Source organism: Paenibacillus sp. IHB B 3415, from assembly GCF_000802655.2.
Taxonomy (GTDB): domain Bacteria; phylum Bacillota; class Bacilli; order Paenibacillales; family Paenibacillaceae; genus Paenibacillus_AQ; species Paenibacillus_AQ phytohabitans.
In genome coordinates, this window is sequence record NZ_JUEI01000004.1 from 79,975 (window position 1) to 95,650 (window position 15,676).

A 15,676-nucleotide genomic window follows, 5' to 3' on the forward strand; every position below is an offset into this window, starting at 1 on the left:
GTTTAGAACTTATCTGTTACTTTCAAGCCAGTCTCTGGCAAAAGCAGCGTAAGCCGCAGCCCCTCTATGAAGCACCTCATCCGAGAACATCGTCTTTGGATGGTGTACAGGGTAACCATAACCTTCTTCGGCATTGCCTGCGTTAAGAAATACTGTGGTACTAGGCACTGCCTGTGATACAAACGCGAAGTCTTCCGAGCCCATTAATTTGCCACCGGGTACCAGCTCAGTTATACCAATATAGGAACCGTCGCCAAAGGTATTTGCAATCGAAGCCCTCATTTGCTGGTTAAGCCCGCCATCCGTTTTCACCTCAGGACAACCCCTCGTATAGATCACATCCAGCTTTGCCTGAAAAGTTTCTCCGATACCTGCTGCAATTTCGCGGATACGGATCTCCATTTTATCCCGCAATGCGGCGTTAAATGTGCGTACACTGCCTTTCAATCTGGCCGTATCGGGAATCACATTGTTTGTACTTCCGCCTTCCATCACGCCGATGGTAAGGACTGCATTATCAATCGGCGAAATTTCCCGGCTAAGAATACCCTGCAGCGCCAGATGAAGATGAGCAGCCACATTTAAGGGGTCCACTGCGGCCTCGGGCATTGCGCCATGTGAGCCCCTTCCGCGGATGATGATTTCGAACCAGTCCGAAGAAGCAGAAATCGCTCCACCTTCCTCGAGCACTACAAATTGTCCGATAGGAAGTGGCATTCCGGTCAACACGTGAAGCATCATGGCTGCATCCACTTTAGGATTGTCGAGAATCCCGCTCTCAAGCATCATTTTTGCCCCGTGCAGAGTCTCTTCACCCGGCTGAAACATAAGCTTAACCGTCCCGCGAAGCTGCTCTTCGTTAGCCTTCAGGATCTCCGCCGCTCCCAGCAGCATGGAAGTATGCATGTCATGACCGCAAGCATGCATGTTCCCGTTCAACGACGCGTAAGAAAGCTCCGTTTCCTCTGAAATGGGCAAAGCGTCCATATCTGCACGGATAAGAACCACCTTCCCGTCATGCTGTCCGCCAATGGTAACCGTTAGACCTGATTCCCCTAAGGGAGCGGGCTTAAGACCCATCGACTCCAACACCTCTTTTACGTAGGCCGTTGTCCTGGGCAAACTTAAATCAAGCTCCGGAATCGCATGAAGATGATGCCTGTACATGACCAATTTGTCCTGCAGCTGATGAGCCATACTCAAATAGTCTCCAGCTTCTTCAATCACAATGAACATCTCCCGCAACATAAATTGAATGAACGTAAGAACAGAGTTTAAATGGCCTCCTTCACATTTTAAGACTTTTTAAGAACGTATTTATCGTACTTTTAAATTCATTCGCTGTCAAGAGATTATTAGACTTTTTAAGAACATTATTTTTAAGGTGCCGGAACGTTGTAATATCACATTTATTGTGATATAACTCTTTTGATTGAACTGTTTATGAAAGGAATCTAATATGAAAATCAAGCTGGGTATTATCACGCCAGAGACCCATATGGATTATTTCCGCGCTATTGAAGAAGAAATGCGGCCCTTATGCCAGTTCCGGTTCCTTACCGTCAGCAACTTCAGGGAAACAACAGACCTATATCTGCAGAACTTAGGTTCAGTGGATGGATTTGTGGTCAGCGGCAGGATGCTTTATGAGTCAATAGATAAGGATTGCCTGGATGAGAAGGTCCCTATTCACATTTTGCAGGATAACGAGAATCTTCTGTATAGAGAACTTTTCCGGCTGCTGGTCACAGAACCAGGGCTTGATATATCGAGGATCTATGTGGATTATGCGTATATCATTGATTCTTTCAGTGAATTCCAACAATACCTGACTCATGAGGGAAAGCCCATTGACGGCGAAGATCTGCTCGAACGAGTGGAAACAATGCTCGAAAACCATATCACTCTGTGGGAAGCAAAAAAAATAGACCTGTCCATTACGGCGTTCGGCCACTTTGTTCCAGAGCTCAAAAAGCACGGAGTCAGATATATCTTGATCCGGCCCACTTTGGAAGATGTTAAAGAGACCCTAAGAGAGATCATCAACGAAATTACCATTCTCAAACTTAAGAGTCAGAGGGCAGTTGTAGCATGTTTATCGACCAAAACGGCACAGCCGCCATCCGCAGAGCAGCTTCATGAGCTGAAAATCCTTGTCGGCAGGTTTCTGCGCAGCGTGAATCTTGCCGACACAGCCCAAATTTCGGAAGGCTTTGTCAGACTATACACCACCTACGGAAATTTCATGAAAATCACCTCCAATGCGCAGAACTGCTCACTGCTGGAGTATCTGGAATTGTACGTAAGCTACAAGGTGAAGATCGGGTGGGGCTCGGGACATGAATATTTTCAAGCTAACGAAAACGCCGCCAAAGCTTACAGACAGGCGAAAGCCTACACGGGCAGCTGCAGCTTTTTTATAAACGAGGATCAGAAGGTTATCGGCCCAATGCAGAGCATGAATGTCATACAGTTCTCTGAACAGGGGGACCCGGAAATCATCGCATTGGCCAAAAATATTGGAATAAACAACATCAATTTGCAGAAAATCATGTCCTACGCAGAAATTATGAGAACAAATAAATTATCCTCTGAGGATGTTGCTGGGTGCCTGTCCATGACTGTCAAAGGTGCAAACCGTATCCTTAACAAAATTGAAGAAAAAAAATACGTACAAACGGTATTTGAAAAACGTGACAACAGTAAAGGGCGGCCGAAAAAATACTACGAGCTGTTGTTTCTCGACAAAGAAGGGCGTAAATTAAGCAAATGATGCGCATTGCAAAAAGGCACGTTTTCAGTTTTGAAAACGTGCCTTTTTTGCGCTGGATTTATCAAGTCAAATCCCTTCTTGGCCGGACGACCAGCTCTGCACATGCTGCAGGAATCGTCTCGTTGCAGGAGAAGCATATTTCATCGAGCTGACGGCAATTCCCAATGAGCGGAAACTCCGTTCCTCCAGCTCAAGCATGGTCACATGCTCATGCTGGAACCGGGTGACCAGCTCCGGGAGGATGCTGATGCCCAGCCCCTTCTCTACCATGGCTATGATCGCATAGTCATCCCCGGCCGAGAATTTGATGTTCGGCTTAATCCCCGCCTTCTCCAGCACCCGCTGCACATCATAGTCCGAGCCGGGTCTCGGAATGATGAAATCCTCGTAGGCGATCTGGGCCAGCGGCATATACGGGGCTTTGCTCAGCGGGTGGTCCAACGGAAGAATCGCCAGCATCCGGTCCTGCTTAAGCGGAAACACCTCAAATTTCTCTCTGGTAGGCAGCGAGAGGAAGCCGCAATCGACCACCCCGGCCTCAATCCACTGCTCAATCTCCAAATACCCGCCCTCCATCAGCTTGAACTCAATGTATGGGTACTCTTTGCGGAACTGTTTGATCATGTCCGGCAGCCAGTGAACGGATACGCTTGTGAAGGTGCCTAGTGTAATTGTCCCTGTCTCCAGACCGTGAATATCCGCTACCTGCTGCTTCAGCTGTTCATTCCAGTTAAGGATTTCACGGATCGGCTGAAGCACCTGCTCCCCGTTCACCGTCAGCTTCACACCGGAACGATTCCGTACCAGCAGCGGGAAGCCGAATTCGTTCTCCAGACTGCTGATCGTATGGCTGATGCCGGATTGGGTGAAGCCCAGCACATCGGCGGCTTTGGTCAGACTGCCCAGTTCAACCACTTTGAGGAACACTTCGTATTTGATTATGCTCATTGCTGACCCCCAAGTTTGCATGAGGATTCCTCATGTTTCATATGATAAACATTCAGTTACCTTATGTATTTGAGCGTATTATACTATAATCACTTGAAATAAAGAAGGATGATGATGGAATGAAGCCGCTAAAGGCCGAGCTAATGCTCATAGTAGTAACAATGTTCTGGGGTTCCTCCTACCTGTTCATGAAAATGGGACTCGGCACACTGGGAGAATTCAATCTGATTGCACTGCGCTTCGGGCTGGCCTTCATTCTGGCGGCTCTGCTGTTCCGCAAACGGCTGCGCAGTGTGGACGCCAGAACATTGAAATATGGAGCCCTGCTCGGCTTTCTCCTGCTCGGTGTGTTCACCTGCATCACCTTCGGACTGAAGACCACCACGACCTCCAATGCCGGGTTTCTGGTCGCTCTGACCGTTGTTTTTGTACCGTTGCTGGATGTTCTGATTTTCAAAAAAAGAGTCGCCCCTCCGCAAATCTTCGGTGCCATTCTGGCCATCGCCGGCATCGGGCTGCTCACCCTGAACGGGTCGCTGCATGTACAGCCCGGTGATCTGCTCTGTATTCTGGCTGCCATTTTCTACGCAGTGCAGATTCTGGTTACCAGCCGCGCTGTCAAGAGCAGCGATTCGCTGAATATCGGCATTCTGCAGCTGGGCTTCGCCGGGGGATATGCCCTGATTCTGTCAGCAGTCTTCGAGACTCCTGCACTGCCTTCGACTCTTCCCGGCTGGATCGCCATCCTCGCACTCGGAATTTTCTGCAGCGCCTGCGGCTTCATCCTGCAGCCCGTTGCCCAGAAATACACAACGCCGACCCGCACCGGATTAATCTTCGCCCTGGAACCGGTCTTTGCCGCCTTCTTCGGCTACTGGTTCGCACATGAACAGCTTTCGCTGCAAGGCTACACCGGAGCTGCCCTTGTCCTGCTGGGCATTATAGCTTCCGAACTGCTCGGCAGATTGCACTTCGCCCCATTTCCGGCAAGAATGCTCAAGAACCGGCGGGCAGATCTATAAGGCTGCAATAATAGCTCTGATCTGCTCTCTCGCTGTCTTTGATTCCGGGAAGAAGAACAGCGGCCAGACATGCAGCATTTGCGGATATTCATAGTAGCCGATCTTTATTCCTTCAACCAGTAGCCGGTCTCTGAACCTCTTGACATCAGGATACACAATGTCATGCGTCCCCGTGAAGATGCTGACCGGCCCTATATCCGTGACCTCCCCATAAGCGGGGCTGATCAAATGAGAAGTAATCTCCTGATCCCCCGCATACCACTCAGCAATTTCTTTGATGGCAGGAACTGCCGTGACAGGATCTTTACGCTCCACAGCCTTGATTTCCGGGTTGCTGAAGGTCATGTCGAGCACCGGGGAGATCAGGATCGTGTGTGCAGGCCGTGGTATCCCTTTTTCCTTAAGCAGCTGCACTAGTGCAAGCCCCATCCCGCCGCCAGCCGAATCGCCCATGACCACAAGCTTGTCTCCACACTTAGAACTCTGTGCTAACATCTCCTCATATAGCGGTACCAGCATCTGAAATACTTCCTTATGTCCATATTGCGGTGCCAAAGGGTACATGGGAACCGCAATCGTACACTTCAGCTTGTCTGCCATACCGGCCAGGAACTCCCAATGCAGCGGTGATATCTTCAGTACATAACCTCCGCCGTGCAGATACAGGATCTGATTGCCGCCCGAAAAAGACTTTGCAGAAAGCACATAGTAAGGATAACCGGCTATCTCACGCTCTTCGATGGTGCATAACTTATACACTTTAGCCGGCGGCTTACTGCTCTCCTTGCGTTGTTTCGATTCAATGTCCTTCCGCAAGGCTATCCCTGTCTTCTTCCACATGGCGTTAATCCTTATAAGGCGCAGGCCCAGCTTAACCGCTCTGCTCTGCCAGCTTTCTTTGGAACCCTTCATTGTTGTCCTTCTTTCTGCGGCATCACGGCTTCCCGCAAACGCTGCGCCCAGGCCAGATCCAGCTCCTGCGCCTCCAGACGCACCTGCAGCAGATCCATCGTTGTCACATAGAACCGCCCTCCGGGTGCGGCAGCATCAGGAGCAGTCTCTTTCCGGAAGGCGTCTATCCCTTTTCGCAGCTCTGCAATACCTTTAGCGGCGTACGCAAGATAATGATCTACAAGCGCCAGCTGAGCTTCAGGGGCAAGGAACTCCAAATGCTGGGCTTTGATATGAAAAAGCTTCTGATAGGTTGCCGACTCCGTCCCCGTATCCATCATCAGCTCGGTGAACCGTGCCCGCCCTTTATCGGTGAGCTGCAGCGCACGGGACGGCCGTTCACTGGGATAAGGCACTGAAGAAGGATCGGCTTCGCAGATCAGTCCCTCTTTCTCAAGTCTGGATAGCAGGGTGGACAGCGTTCCGCGGCTGATTTTCTCCCACGGACTGATAATCTTCGCAATTAGATAAGCATGCAGCGGGAAATGCATCAGTAATGACAGGACCAGTAATTCATACATAAGGAAACCCCTTGTAGATAGTTTTAATAAAACTATATAGAATTCCTTATCAACCGTCAAGCGGTTCACAAAATACTCCAACTGACGCCTGCCCCGGATACAATTCCACATACAGCAGTAATTCCTCCCATTTCGCCTTCTGTATCGCATCCAAAGCGATGTATACCTCTAATTCCTCCTTTCGCCCTTCTGTATAGCCATACTTTAAGATGACAGCAATTGAGTTACTTAAGTTCTTGCTGTAAAGACATAAATGTTGTACGTAGTACAACTCTGATGCAGAGATACCAGTATGGTTGGGAGAAATGTTGTATGAAATACAGGAATAATCCCGCTAATCCGCTTGGAGGAGCAGAAATGCTGCATTTCTTACAACAATTTTGAAATATGATCGATATGACGAGGGAAATGTTGTATTTCGTGCAGGATTTCGAATCGAAATCGCGACAACGGGGGTGAAATGCGAAAAAACCGCCGCAGCGATTAGCTGTGGCGGCCGTAAACCCAAGATATGAATTAATGTCCCATCATTACAGCAGCGTCCGCTTGCTCCCCTTCCGGAGTTCCGGCGGAACCGGCTGTCTTCGGCTTGCGCAGAATCAGACTGATGACCACTCCGGCCAGCGCGATGCAGGCGGAGAGGAAGAATACATCGTTGAAGCCCTGTACAGCGGCGACAAGCGGATTGCTTCCGGCAGCCATCTCACCCATATGAACGGTAATCTGGCTGGTTAAGTATCCGGTCATACCGGCAACCGCGAAGGATACAACAACCTGCTGGGCTGCGGCGGTCAGCGGAGTCACCCGGCCAACCCATTCACGCGGCGCGGAGTTCAGAACATGAGTGTTGACCGGCATCATCGACAAGCCCATTCCCAGACCCATCATAGTAAGACAGCCCATGATAACAGGAAGACCGGTGTCTACCGTAACACCGGACAACAGGAACAGCGCAGTGGAAATGACACTGAGTCCGACAAACAGCAATGGCCGCGCGCCGATCTTATCAAATAAGCGGCCGCCCACCGGCATACCGATACCGGATGCCAGCGCCTGCGGAAGCAGAATCAGACCTGTCTCAAGCGGTGTGTAGTTCCGGATCTGCTGCAGATACAGCGGAACGAACAGCATGGAGCCGAACAGGGCAGCCTGGGTCACCCAGGATAGGATAATGCCGCGTGTGAAGTCCGATGAACGGAAGACGCGCAGCTCCAGCAGCGGATGCTTCTGCATCAGCTCAGCGATAACGAACAGCACCAGCGCCACACCGCCGACAGACAAACCTACAAGAGCCCCCGTCGAAGTCCAGCTTTCGCCTCCGCCTTGATTGACACCATAAGCAAGCATGGAGAACGCAAGCGGAGCCAGAATGATACCGAAGATATCCAGATGCGCTTTGCCCTTCTTCTCGGTAACAGGCAGATATTTAACTCCTAGAATGATACCAACGATACCGATAGGCAGGTTGATCAGGAAGATCCAGTGCCAGCTCACGTATTCTACCAGCCAGCCGGAGAGGATCGGACCAAGTGCCGGAGCCAGCAGCATGGGAATTCCGAGCATCCCCATAATAGAACCTCTGCGCTCTGCCGGAGCCAGTCTGAAGACCATTGCCATACCGATTGGAGCTACCATCCCGCCGCCAAGACCTTGAATGACACGGAAGATGACCAGCTGCGTCGAGGTCTGGGCAACCGAACAAAGAACGGACCCCAGTACAAACATAACAATAGTCGTTAGAAAGACTTGCTTGGAACCGAAACGGTCAGTCATGTAGCCAGCCAGCGGAATTACAGCAGCCAGCGCCAGCGTATAACCCGTAATGGCCCACTGAACGGTCTTAAGATCTGTTGCGAAATACTGCACCAGATTCGGTACCGCAACGTTTACAGCAGTGCTGTCCAGAATAACCATAATCATGCCGACGATAATAGCCATTAACGGCGGAATAATGGCTTTCAGCGAGAACGGCGCTTCCACTGCTGCACTGTTTCCTTTATTTGAGGTGTTTGTCATTCTCTTCTCCACTCTTTTCTGTGTTTATAATTAGTTATACTTATGAAAATAAAGTTCAAATAACCCGTCAATCTGCTCCTCAAGCGGCGAAAGCCTGAAGAACTCCTTGAGATCCTCCCTGTCCTTCGGTAGGCTGGAGACCATAATTACCGGAAAAACAATGGCCCCATAGACTTGCATCATCATCATCATGAGTTTGTCACGGTCCTGCTCCCCTGTGATCTCACTGAGCACTTCCTTAATGCGCTCCAGTCTCATCAGCTTGGAGTACTTCGCATATTCATCCTGTGAGCCCATAATATGATGTCTTTGATCAAGCATCTGCCGGGCCATTCCCGGGTAACGGCTGAGATTCATAATATAACGCATGAAAAATAGCTTCATCCGCTCCTTCGGCGGCAGGCTGTCATCTTCCAGTGTTTTGAAGGCATCATCAAAGGTAGACACGAGTTTCTTCACTGCGTCGCCAAACAGTTTTTCCTTGGAGCCGTAATAATAATTCACCAGTGCAAGATTCGTCTCTGCCCTTGCTGCGATACTCCGAAGGGTGATACAGCTGAACCCCTCTTCGCGGATCAAATCCACGGTTGCATCGAGTATAATCTGCTTCGTATCTTTATCTGAAGGATCAGCTTTGTTGTCAGATTTAACCATAATGCAGCTTGTCGCCCTCCTTTGCCGCGATTTCTAATCATTGATTTAAACAGCGTTTAATCAGAATATAAAATTACTCTCTTTGGAGTGATCTGTCAATAGAAGTTTTCAGAAATTTTCAAAAGAGTTAGCATTAATAAAAAAGAAGCATCTCGGGCAGCGGTTTACAGCTGTGAGATGCTCCTGCATGAATGATCCGTTATTTGTTATTTCGACGGGCTGGACAGCACTTCCGCTGCCTGCAGCGCCGCCAGGCTCAGCTTCACGATTTTGCCCGATGTATTCAGCTCCAGTGTCAGTAGCGCCTCGGATTTGGAGAAGGACAGCACGCTTGTTATTGTCATATTCCCGTCATGCTGCCGGCTCTCCGTAGCTTTTACTCCGAAGTACTGGCCTGCCGGAGCGCTTACCCCCTCCCAGTTCTGCTGAATGACGGGCAGCGGGGGCTGCTCTGCTTCCGCAGCGAAGTAACGCTCGCGGAGTCCCGTATAGTTGCCTGCGGCCAGCAATCCGGCTACAGCTCCGGCAGTTACCTCCGGTGAGTAGATTTCAACTTGTCCCTTTGCCGGATTATAGGATGTAACCAGCCCGATCGCTGTAAAAAAGGACAATGGTGCATATGCGCGCTGCTGCTTCAGTTCAATGCTATCTGTAAAAGGCACCCGATCCTTGCCGTTCAGAATGATCTCTTTCCCGCCCAGCCTGAATTCAATCGTTTCCTGGAACCGGTTCAGCTTAAACTGCCCTGTAGCTCCTATAAAGGTAGTCTTATACTTAAGGATTTCCGTAGTCTCCCGGAGCGGGAGCATGAGGGTTGTTCCGCTGGTATAGGCTTGCGGTCGATCCAGCTGCAAGGCTTGTCCGTTCACAATAATATTTATACCCGGTGCTGCGTGGACACTATTTCCGGTTAATACTCCCGATCCTGCTGCCAATAACAGTACACTTAGGAAAACGGCTGCGATTCTGTTCTTCAAATCGATCCCACCTCTCCTGTAATATAATTATTATGCACGCAAACTTCAGGGACTAAACTTACATTAATCATTAACCGTTCTGCGCAGCTTTGGAACAGCCTTACTCCACATTAAAGTTAAAATACTGCTGCGGATAAGGCTCCTTGATCAGTGTGAAATGCCACCACTCCTTGGTATAGGGCTTGAAGCCCTGCTTCGACATGGCATCCTTAAGAACTTTACGGTTGGCATGCTGGGTACTGTTGACCAGAGTGGTATTATAGTAAGAAATCTCACCGAAGAAATCATACGGGCTGCCCATGTCAACCAGCGCCCCTGTTTTTTTATCAGCCAGTGTCAGATCAATGGTGCTGCCCCGCGAATGCCCCGATTTCTTGGAGATGAAGCCCAGCTTGAACAGATTACGCTTGTCCAGCTTGGGATAATACTGCTGCTTCATCTTAATATCCGCGGCATCCTGTGACCAGCGTACGAAGTGATTAACGGCTTTTTGCGGACGGTAGGCATCATAGATTCTCAGGATATACCCTTTGCCATCCAGATCGTCACTGACTTTCTTCAGCGCATTGGCTGCTGTCCGCGAGAAAATCGCCAGCGGAGCTTTATACCCGTCCACCCTTGTTCCGGTAAAATTATTCTCACTGTAATAGCGTATCTCATATTGCGCCGTAGGAATCACTTCATCCAGATACACAAAGCCGCCGGGCAGATTGTGTTTCTTCTCCACCTTACTTTGCGCCGGGGCTGCGGCTGTATTCTGTATCTTAGGAGCAGCCGCTGTGGCTGCTGTTGCCGTTAGAAGCGTAGCTCCGCCTAGGATAAGCGCACATGAGACCAGCCCTAATTTTCTACCTGTAATTCGCAGCTTCATCACAATGCTCCCCCCTCTCCTGCCTCGTCCGTATTTTCACCCTACAAGTATACGTGCAGCAGCACTAGGCGTCCATAGTTAAGTCTAGGCTTGTGTCCGCAGGGAGCATATCCTTCCGCCGGTAGACACCCATCAGCAGCCCGACAGCGGCGAATTCAATGAAGACATGTTGTCCGTAGCTAAGGAATGGGAACGGTATAGAGATAAGCAACACTCTGCCACTAAGGATAAAGAGGCCATAAATTAAACGGATCGAGAGCATAAGTCCCAGAGCAAGGATTAGCATCCGCCCATAGCTATCGCTTACAGCACGGGCATAGGAAATCATTTTGAGAACAAACCAGCCTACTATTGCAAGGAACAAGAGACCCCCAGCCCAGCCAAAGCATTGTATCAGATACACCGGAAAAAAATCGGTATAGGCATAAGGAAGCCACTCCACGGTATCTCCAAAACCACGCCCCCTCCAGCCTGCAGTAGTAACGATCTCATAGATTGTACGATTCATATAACCTGTGCTGTCCGGCCTCAGGTTAAAATTGACGGCACCAATTAACTGCTCCCGCCAATGGTTGTTATTCAACACACGTATTGCTCCCCCGGCTAGCAATAGAAAGGCTATAACCACACCACTAAACCAGCGGCGGGTGATCCACACATATACAATCAGGGACACTGCCAAGTAAACAATCAGCTCCGGGAGAGAGCCGATAACAGCATAAATCCCCGCTGGCAGCATCAGCAGTACTAATTCAATTATTCCCCTGGTTCGGCCACCCCATTTCAGCACAAAGCTGCGGCTGGTCCATATTCCTGCCAAAGCAGTAACAAATACATAAGGGCTGTATCCGATGATATCAAATGTGAATCCCATGAAACCAATGTAACGCCTGCTTCCATTAATCGTTACAGTATCTAGCATAAGAGTGAGTTCAACCATCATTAATGCTGCGAGATATATAATTCCTGATGCTCTCTGCAGCAGTTTGAAATTGATGAAATACATTCCAGTCATAACCGAAATACCCAGGAGGATAAAAAGAGTCTGGCGCAGCATTAAGGCAGAGGGAATTCTGTCTAGAGAAACCCCTGCTTCTATCGCCCCCATCCCCAGCAGACTTACAGCTGACAACATCATTACTGCGGTGAGCAGTCCCCACGGAATCCGCGGTTTATGGATTTTGTGCAGATCCCGGCCGATCACCTGCGGATCACCCATTTGTGCGATAGCATATTGCTGCGATTCTTCTTCGGTTGCGCCAAGCTGCTGACGCTCCAGCATTAAGTCCTGGAAGTGCCCGCTGAGCTCCTCACGGATCTCCCTGTGCATCCCTTTGGCTCTGACCTCTACACACACCCTGTCTAGATAGTTGTCCAGCTTCTGCTTCCGCCGCTCCATCATGCACCGCCCTCCCCCAGCACAGAATCCACCGCGCCTTTAAAAAGATTCCATTCTGCTCTCTTCTCCTGCAGCTTCGCCTTGCCTTCATCCAGCAGCCGGTAATATTTGCGTTTGCGCCCTTCTACCTCAAGCCAATACGCCTCCACCCAGCGTTCGCTCTCCATCGCATGGAGTATCGGGTAGAGCGTGCCCTCTTTCAGGGAAAATACCCCCTGCGAGCGCTGCTCCAGCTCTTTAATCAGTTCGTAGCCGTATAACGGCTTATCGAGCAGCAGAGTGAGAATCAAGGTCCCCGTGCTGCCCTTCAGCATTTCTTTACTGACTTTCATTGGCGTCCCCTCCCGTTCGAATGGCAATCCACTGATACATCGTTAATCTATGCTTAATATACTTTAATTCCCAGTTGATGTCCAGTCATCGTCTTAACCCCAGCAATCGAGTAACCCGTTAACGCTTGCAGACAAGTAACCCGTTAATATTTGCGGATAAGCAGCCTCTTGGGGCATTAATGTTGTACGTTTTACAACTTTGATCCCCAGATACCCGGGCGCCAGAGAGGATTGTTGTACGAAATACAAGAATTGCCCCAATAATCCGTTTGGAGTAGGAGAAATGTTGCCTTTTTTACAACAATTATGAATTAGGAGCGTTATCATGAGGGAAATGTTGTATTTAGGGCAGGATTTTATACAATGAATGCTCTTTAAGCTCCATATTGCACATAGCAAAAAAGCACACCCGGATTCCGGATGTGCTTGTAGTTAAAGCTAAAGTTTAGTGCATGGAAGCCTGTGTCTTGTGCGAGACAATAACACGTTTGAGGAAGAAAGCAACAACCAGACCGATAATGGCCATCACCATGCCGAAGATGAACGCATTCTGTACCCCATGGGTAAATGCAGCGCCAATATTCAGCGGATCACCAGGGTCAGTTACAGTCTTCATGTAGCTCTTGGTACCGGAGGTCATAATGCTTACTGCCAGAGCTGTACCAATAGCCCCTGCAACCTGCTGCAGAGTATTCATGATCGCTGTACCGTCAGGATAGTATTCCAGCGGAAGCTGGTTGATCCCGTTCGTCTGGGCAGGCATCATAATCATCGAGATTCCGATCATGAGCATGCTGTGAAGTACAATTACGAAGACTACAGTAGAAGTTGCTGTAATACTGGAGAAGAACCACAGCGAGACAGCTACGAGCACGAGTCCTGGAATAACGAGCCATTTCGGACCGTATTTATCGAACAGGCGTCCCATTACCGGTGACATCAGTCCGTTGATAATTCCGCCCGGCAGCAGCAGTAAGCCTGCTTTGAATGCTGTATAGCCTTGTCCCTGCTGCAGGTACATTGGAAGAATCAGCATCGAAGACAGAATCACCATCATACAGATGAAGACCATCAGTACACCGACCACGAACATCGGGAATTTGAAGGCACGCAGATTAATCATCGGCTGCTTCATCGTCAACTGCCGGATGCAGAATAGAACGAGCGCAATTACACCAATAGCAATGGCAATGATCACCTTCGGACTTCCCCAGCCTTCCGCTTCACCGGCGCTGCTGAATCCATACACAATGCCGCCGAAACCGAATGACGATAACACAATCGAGAGGATATCAATCTTCGGCTTGGTCACTTCTGTGACGTTCTGCATGAAGAAAATTCCGCTGAACAGCGCGATCACAAGGAACGGCAGGGACAGCCAGAAGATCCAGTGCCAGCTGAGGCTCTCAATCAGCAGACCTGCAATAGTTGGGCCGATCGCTGGAGCAACCATGATGACGAGTCCGATGAGACCCATCGCTGCGCCTCTTTTCTCAGCAGGGATAATAATCAGAATCGTGTTGAACATCAGCGGCAAAAGAAGTGCAGTTCCCATCGCCTGAACCACACGCGCTGTAAGCAGGAATTCGAAGTTCGGCGCCATTGCAGCCAGGAATGTTCCCGCAATCGAGAAGCATAGTGCAGCAATGAACAGCTGTCTGGTCGTGAACCACTGCAGGAGCAGCCCGGAGATCGGAACCAGAATACCCAGCGTCAGCAGGTAAGCAGTAGTCAGCCATTGCGCTGTGGTCGGAGTAATTTGTAATACATTCATAAGATCACTTAAGGCTACATTTAATGCGGTCTCACTGAACATGCCGATAAATCCGGCAAGCAATAAGGAGACGAGAATTGGAAGGGTCTTAAATTTGCGGGGCTCTGTGTGCCCCTTACCAGTCATAGTTGCGTTCACTCTCATATCCTCCTGATAATCTGTTTGTTCTCTCTCTATTTGTTGCTTAATTGCAGTAGTGCAGTATTGCGATGGTACGATGGTACTGTGAAACCTTAAGCCAGTATTGCCGGAATACTCTCTGCTGCCGCAACCAGCGGCTGGACATTTCGGCAGGTCAACGCCAGCAGCAGCGCACCTTCAAACAAGGAGACCACAACAGTCGCCTTGCCCACAGCAGCTTCCTCCTGCATGCCTTCCTTCATCAGACGCTGGGCGATCACATCCTGCCAATCCTTGAACACACATTGACAAGCGGTCCGCAGCTCATTGCTGACACAGGAAGTCTCCACGGCTACCCAGAAGCTGAACGGCACCAATCCTTCAAAAGAAGATTCCTCCGCTTCCCTGGCCATAGACAGAATGAAATTCTGCACCGCCTGAGCAGGTGAGGCTTCACTCTCTACATAATGCCGCAAATTTTGGGAGACCATTTCACTCGTCCGGTTAATACAGGTCAACACCAGCTCTTCTTTGCCGTGAGGAAAATAATAATACAATGATCCTTTGGGCGAATCGCTGTCCTTGATGATCTGATTTAATCCGGTTGCATGATAGCCCTGTGTGAAAAACAATCTTGAAGCCGTATCCAGAATAGCTTCACGTGCATTATGCTTGTTTGACAAGCCAGACACTTCCTTTATAGATGTTTCTGCACTTTTATAACAATTGGTCTACATAATAAAACCACGAGTGAGCTCCGCTGTCAATGGATAATAATTTCAAATTTTAATGTTTACGCTTACCGATTGCCACATTGCGGATCATTGGTTATAATTTAATTATTCCAATGCGAAAGGTGTGATTTCAATGAGTGAGCCTTCAATCATTAAGGGAATTCCCCAGCCGTTAGTCAGAACTAATCAGGCTTTTATCGTAATTTCTGTATTATTGTCACTGTTTACGGGAGCTTACTGGATTCTTGCCCTGCCGCTTGCCGCAGGACTGTCTGGTCTAATCTTCGGATATAATCCGGTGATCAAGGTTGCGGCGAAATTCCTGACTAAGGAGCGCTCCGCCTATGTACTGGAAGACTGGGAACAGCAGCAGTTCAACCAGAGCATTGCCGTCTTCTGCCTGACTGCAGGACTGGTCAGCTTCCTAGCTGGCTGGACCGTAGCTGCTTATATCTTCACGATCATGGTTGCGGTAGCAGCCACAGTAGCTATCCTCGGCTTCTGCATCGGGTGCTTCATCCACTACCAGTGGAGAATGTATACCTACAGACGCAAACAGGCAGCCCTCCACAAATAAGCAGGAG

General features: G+C 49.4%; 15 protein-coding genes. 3 read left to right on the top strand and 12 right to left on the bottom strand.

Translation table 11 applies throughout. From position 1 onward, the window contains the following. Positions 1-9: 9 nt before the first annotated feature. On the bottom strand, positions 10-1,236 hold the full coding sequence (locus QW71_RS02490) for a M20 family metallopeptidase (protein ID WP_039292916.1): 1,227 nt from the start codon (positions 1,234-1,236) through the stop codon (positions 10-12). A gap of 223 nt (positions 1,237-1,459) precedes the next feature. Between QW71_RS02490 and QW71_RS02495 the strand changes: the two genes are divergently transcribed. After that, positions 1,460-2,773 (top strand): hypothetical protein, encoded by a 1,314-nt coding sequence (locus tag QW71_RS02495; RefSeq protein WP_039292787.1) that lies wholly within the window; start codon positions 1,460-1,462, stop codon positions 2,771-2,773. Positions 2,774-2,839: 66 nt separating this feature from the next. Here QW71_RS02495 and QW71_RS02500 read toward each other — a convergent pair whose 3' ends face one another. After that, complete coding sequence (locus tag QW71_RS02500; protein ID WP_039292789.1) at positions 2,840-3,721, bottom strand: LysR family transcriptional regulator; 882 nt, start codon at positions 3,719-3,721, stop codon at positions 2,840-2,842. A gap of 119 nt (positions 3,722-3,840) precedes the next feature. On the opposite strand from QW71_RS02500, the gene QW71_RS02505 reads away from it, so the two are divergent. Further along, positions 3,841-4,743 carry a DMT family transporter gene (locus tag QW71_RS02505; protein WP_039292792.1) on the top strand — a complete coding sequence of 301 codons (903 nt, stop codon included), beginning with the start codon at positions 3,841-3,843 and terminating at the stop codon, positions 4,741-4,743. On the opposite strand, the gene QW71_RS02510 is transcribed toward QW71_RS02505, so the two are convergent. The 10 genes from QW71_RS02510 to QW71_RS02555 all read right to left on the bottom strand — a co-directional run bounded on the left by QW71_RS02510 (position 4,738) and on the right by QW71_RS02555 (position 15,041). Further along, entirely contained in the window at positions 4,738-5,655 is a 918-nt protein-coding gene (locus QW71_RS02510; protein WP_052769844.1) for an alpha/beta hydrolase fold domain-containing protein, read from the bottom strand. The genes QW71_RS02505 and QW71_RS02510 overlap by 6 nt on opposite strands. Beyond that, positions 5,652-6,215, bottom strand: coding sequence for a PadR family transcriptional regulator (locus QW71_RS37690; protein WP_052769845.1), 564 nt, complete (start codon positions 6,213-6,215; stop codon positions 5,652-5,654). The genes QW71_RS02510 and QW71_RS37690 overlap by 4 nt, the downstream gene beginning before the upstream one ends. A gap of 516 nt (positions 6,216-6,731) precedes the next feature. Beyond that, positions 6,732-8,231 carry a DHA2 family efflux MFS transporter permease subunit gene (locus QW71_RS02520; RefSeq protein ID WP_039292795.1) on the bottom strand — a complete coding sequence of 500 codons (1,500 nt, stop codon included), beginning with the start codon at positions 8,229-8,231 and terminating at the stop codon, positions 6,732-6,734. A gap of 30 nt (positions 8,232-8,261) precedes the next feature. Continuing rightward, entirely contained in the window at positions 8,262-8,885 is a 624-nt protein-coding gene (locus QW71_RS02525) for a TetR/AcrR family transcriptional regulator (protein WP_042236179.1), read from the bottom strand. A gap of 206 nt (positions 8,886-9,091) precedes the next feature. Continuing rightward, positions 9,092-9,862: a stalk domain-containing protein gene (locus QW71_RS02530; protein WP_039292798.1), complete on the bottom strand. Its 771-nt coding sequence runs from the start codon at positions 9,860-9,862 to the stop codon at positions 9,092-9,094. A 100-nt stretch (positions 9,863-9,962) separates the two neighbouring features. Then, positions 9,963-10,733, bottom strand: a complete 771-nt coding sequence (locus tag QW71_RS02535; protein WP_083442378.1) for a M15 family metallopeptidase — start codon at positions 10,731-10,733, stop codon at positions 9,963-9,965. Positions 10,734-10,797: 64 nt separating this feature from the next. Further along, positions 10,798-12,135 carry an FtsW/RodA/SpoVE family cell cycle protein gene (locus QW71_RS02540; protein ID WP_039292801.1) on the bottom strand — a complete coding sequence of 446 codons (1,338 nt, stop codon included), beginning with the start codon at positions 12,133-12,135 and terminating at the stop codon, positions 10,798-10,800. Continuing rightward, positions 12,132-12,464 (bottom strand): PadR family transcriptional regulator, encoded by a 333-nt coding sequence (locus QW71_RS02545; protein WP_039292805.1) that lies wholly within the window; start codon positions 12,462-12,464, stop codon positions 12,132-12,134. The genes QW71_RS02540 and QW71_RS02545 overlap by 4 nt, the downstream gene beginning before the upstream one ends. Positions 12,465-12,909: 445 nt before the next feature. Then, positions 12,910-14,364, bottom strand: coding sequence for a DHA2 family efflux MFS transporter permease subunit (locus tag QW71_RS02550; protein ID WP_039292929.1), 1,455 nt, complete (start codon positions 14,362-14,364; stop codon positions 12,910-12,912). 107 nt (positions 14,365-14,471) lie between these two features. Then, positions 14,472-15,041, bottom strand: a complete 570-nt coding sequence (locus tag QW71_RS02555) for a TetR/AcrR family transcriptional regulator (RefSeq protein ID WP_039292808.1) — start codon at positions 15,039-15,041, stop codon at positions 14,472-14,474. Positions 15,042-15,225: 184 nt separating this feature from the next. Here QW71_RS02555 and QW71_RS02560 point away from each other — a divergent pair, with 184 nt between their 5' ends. Then, on the top strand, positions 15,226-15,669 hold the full coding sequence (locus QW71_RS02560) for a DUF4395 domain-containing protein (protein WP_039292810.1): 444 nt from the start codon (positions 15,226-15,228) through the stop codon (positions 15,667-15,669). The last annotated feature ends 7 nt before the right edge of the window (positions 15,670-15,676 follow it).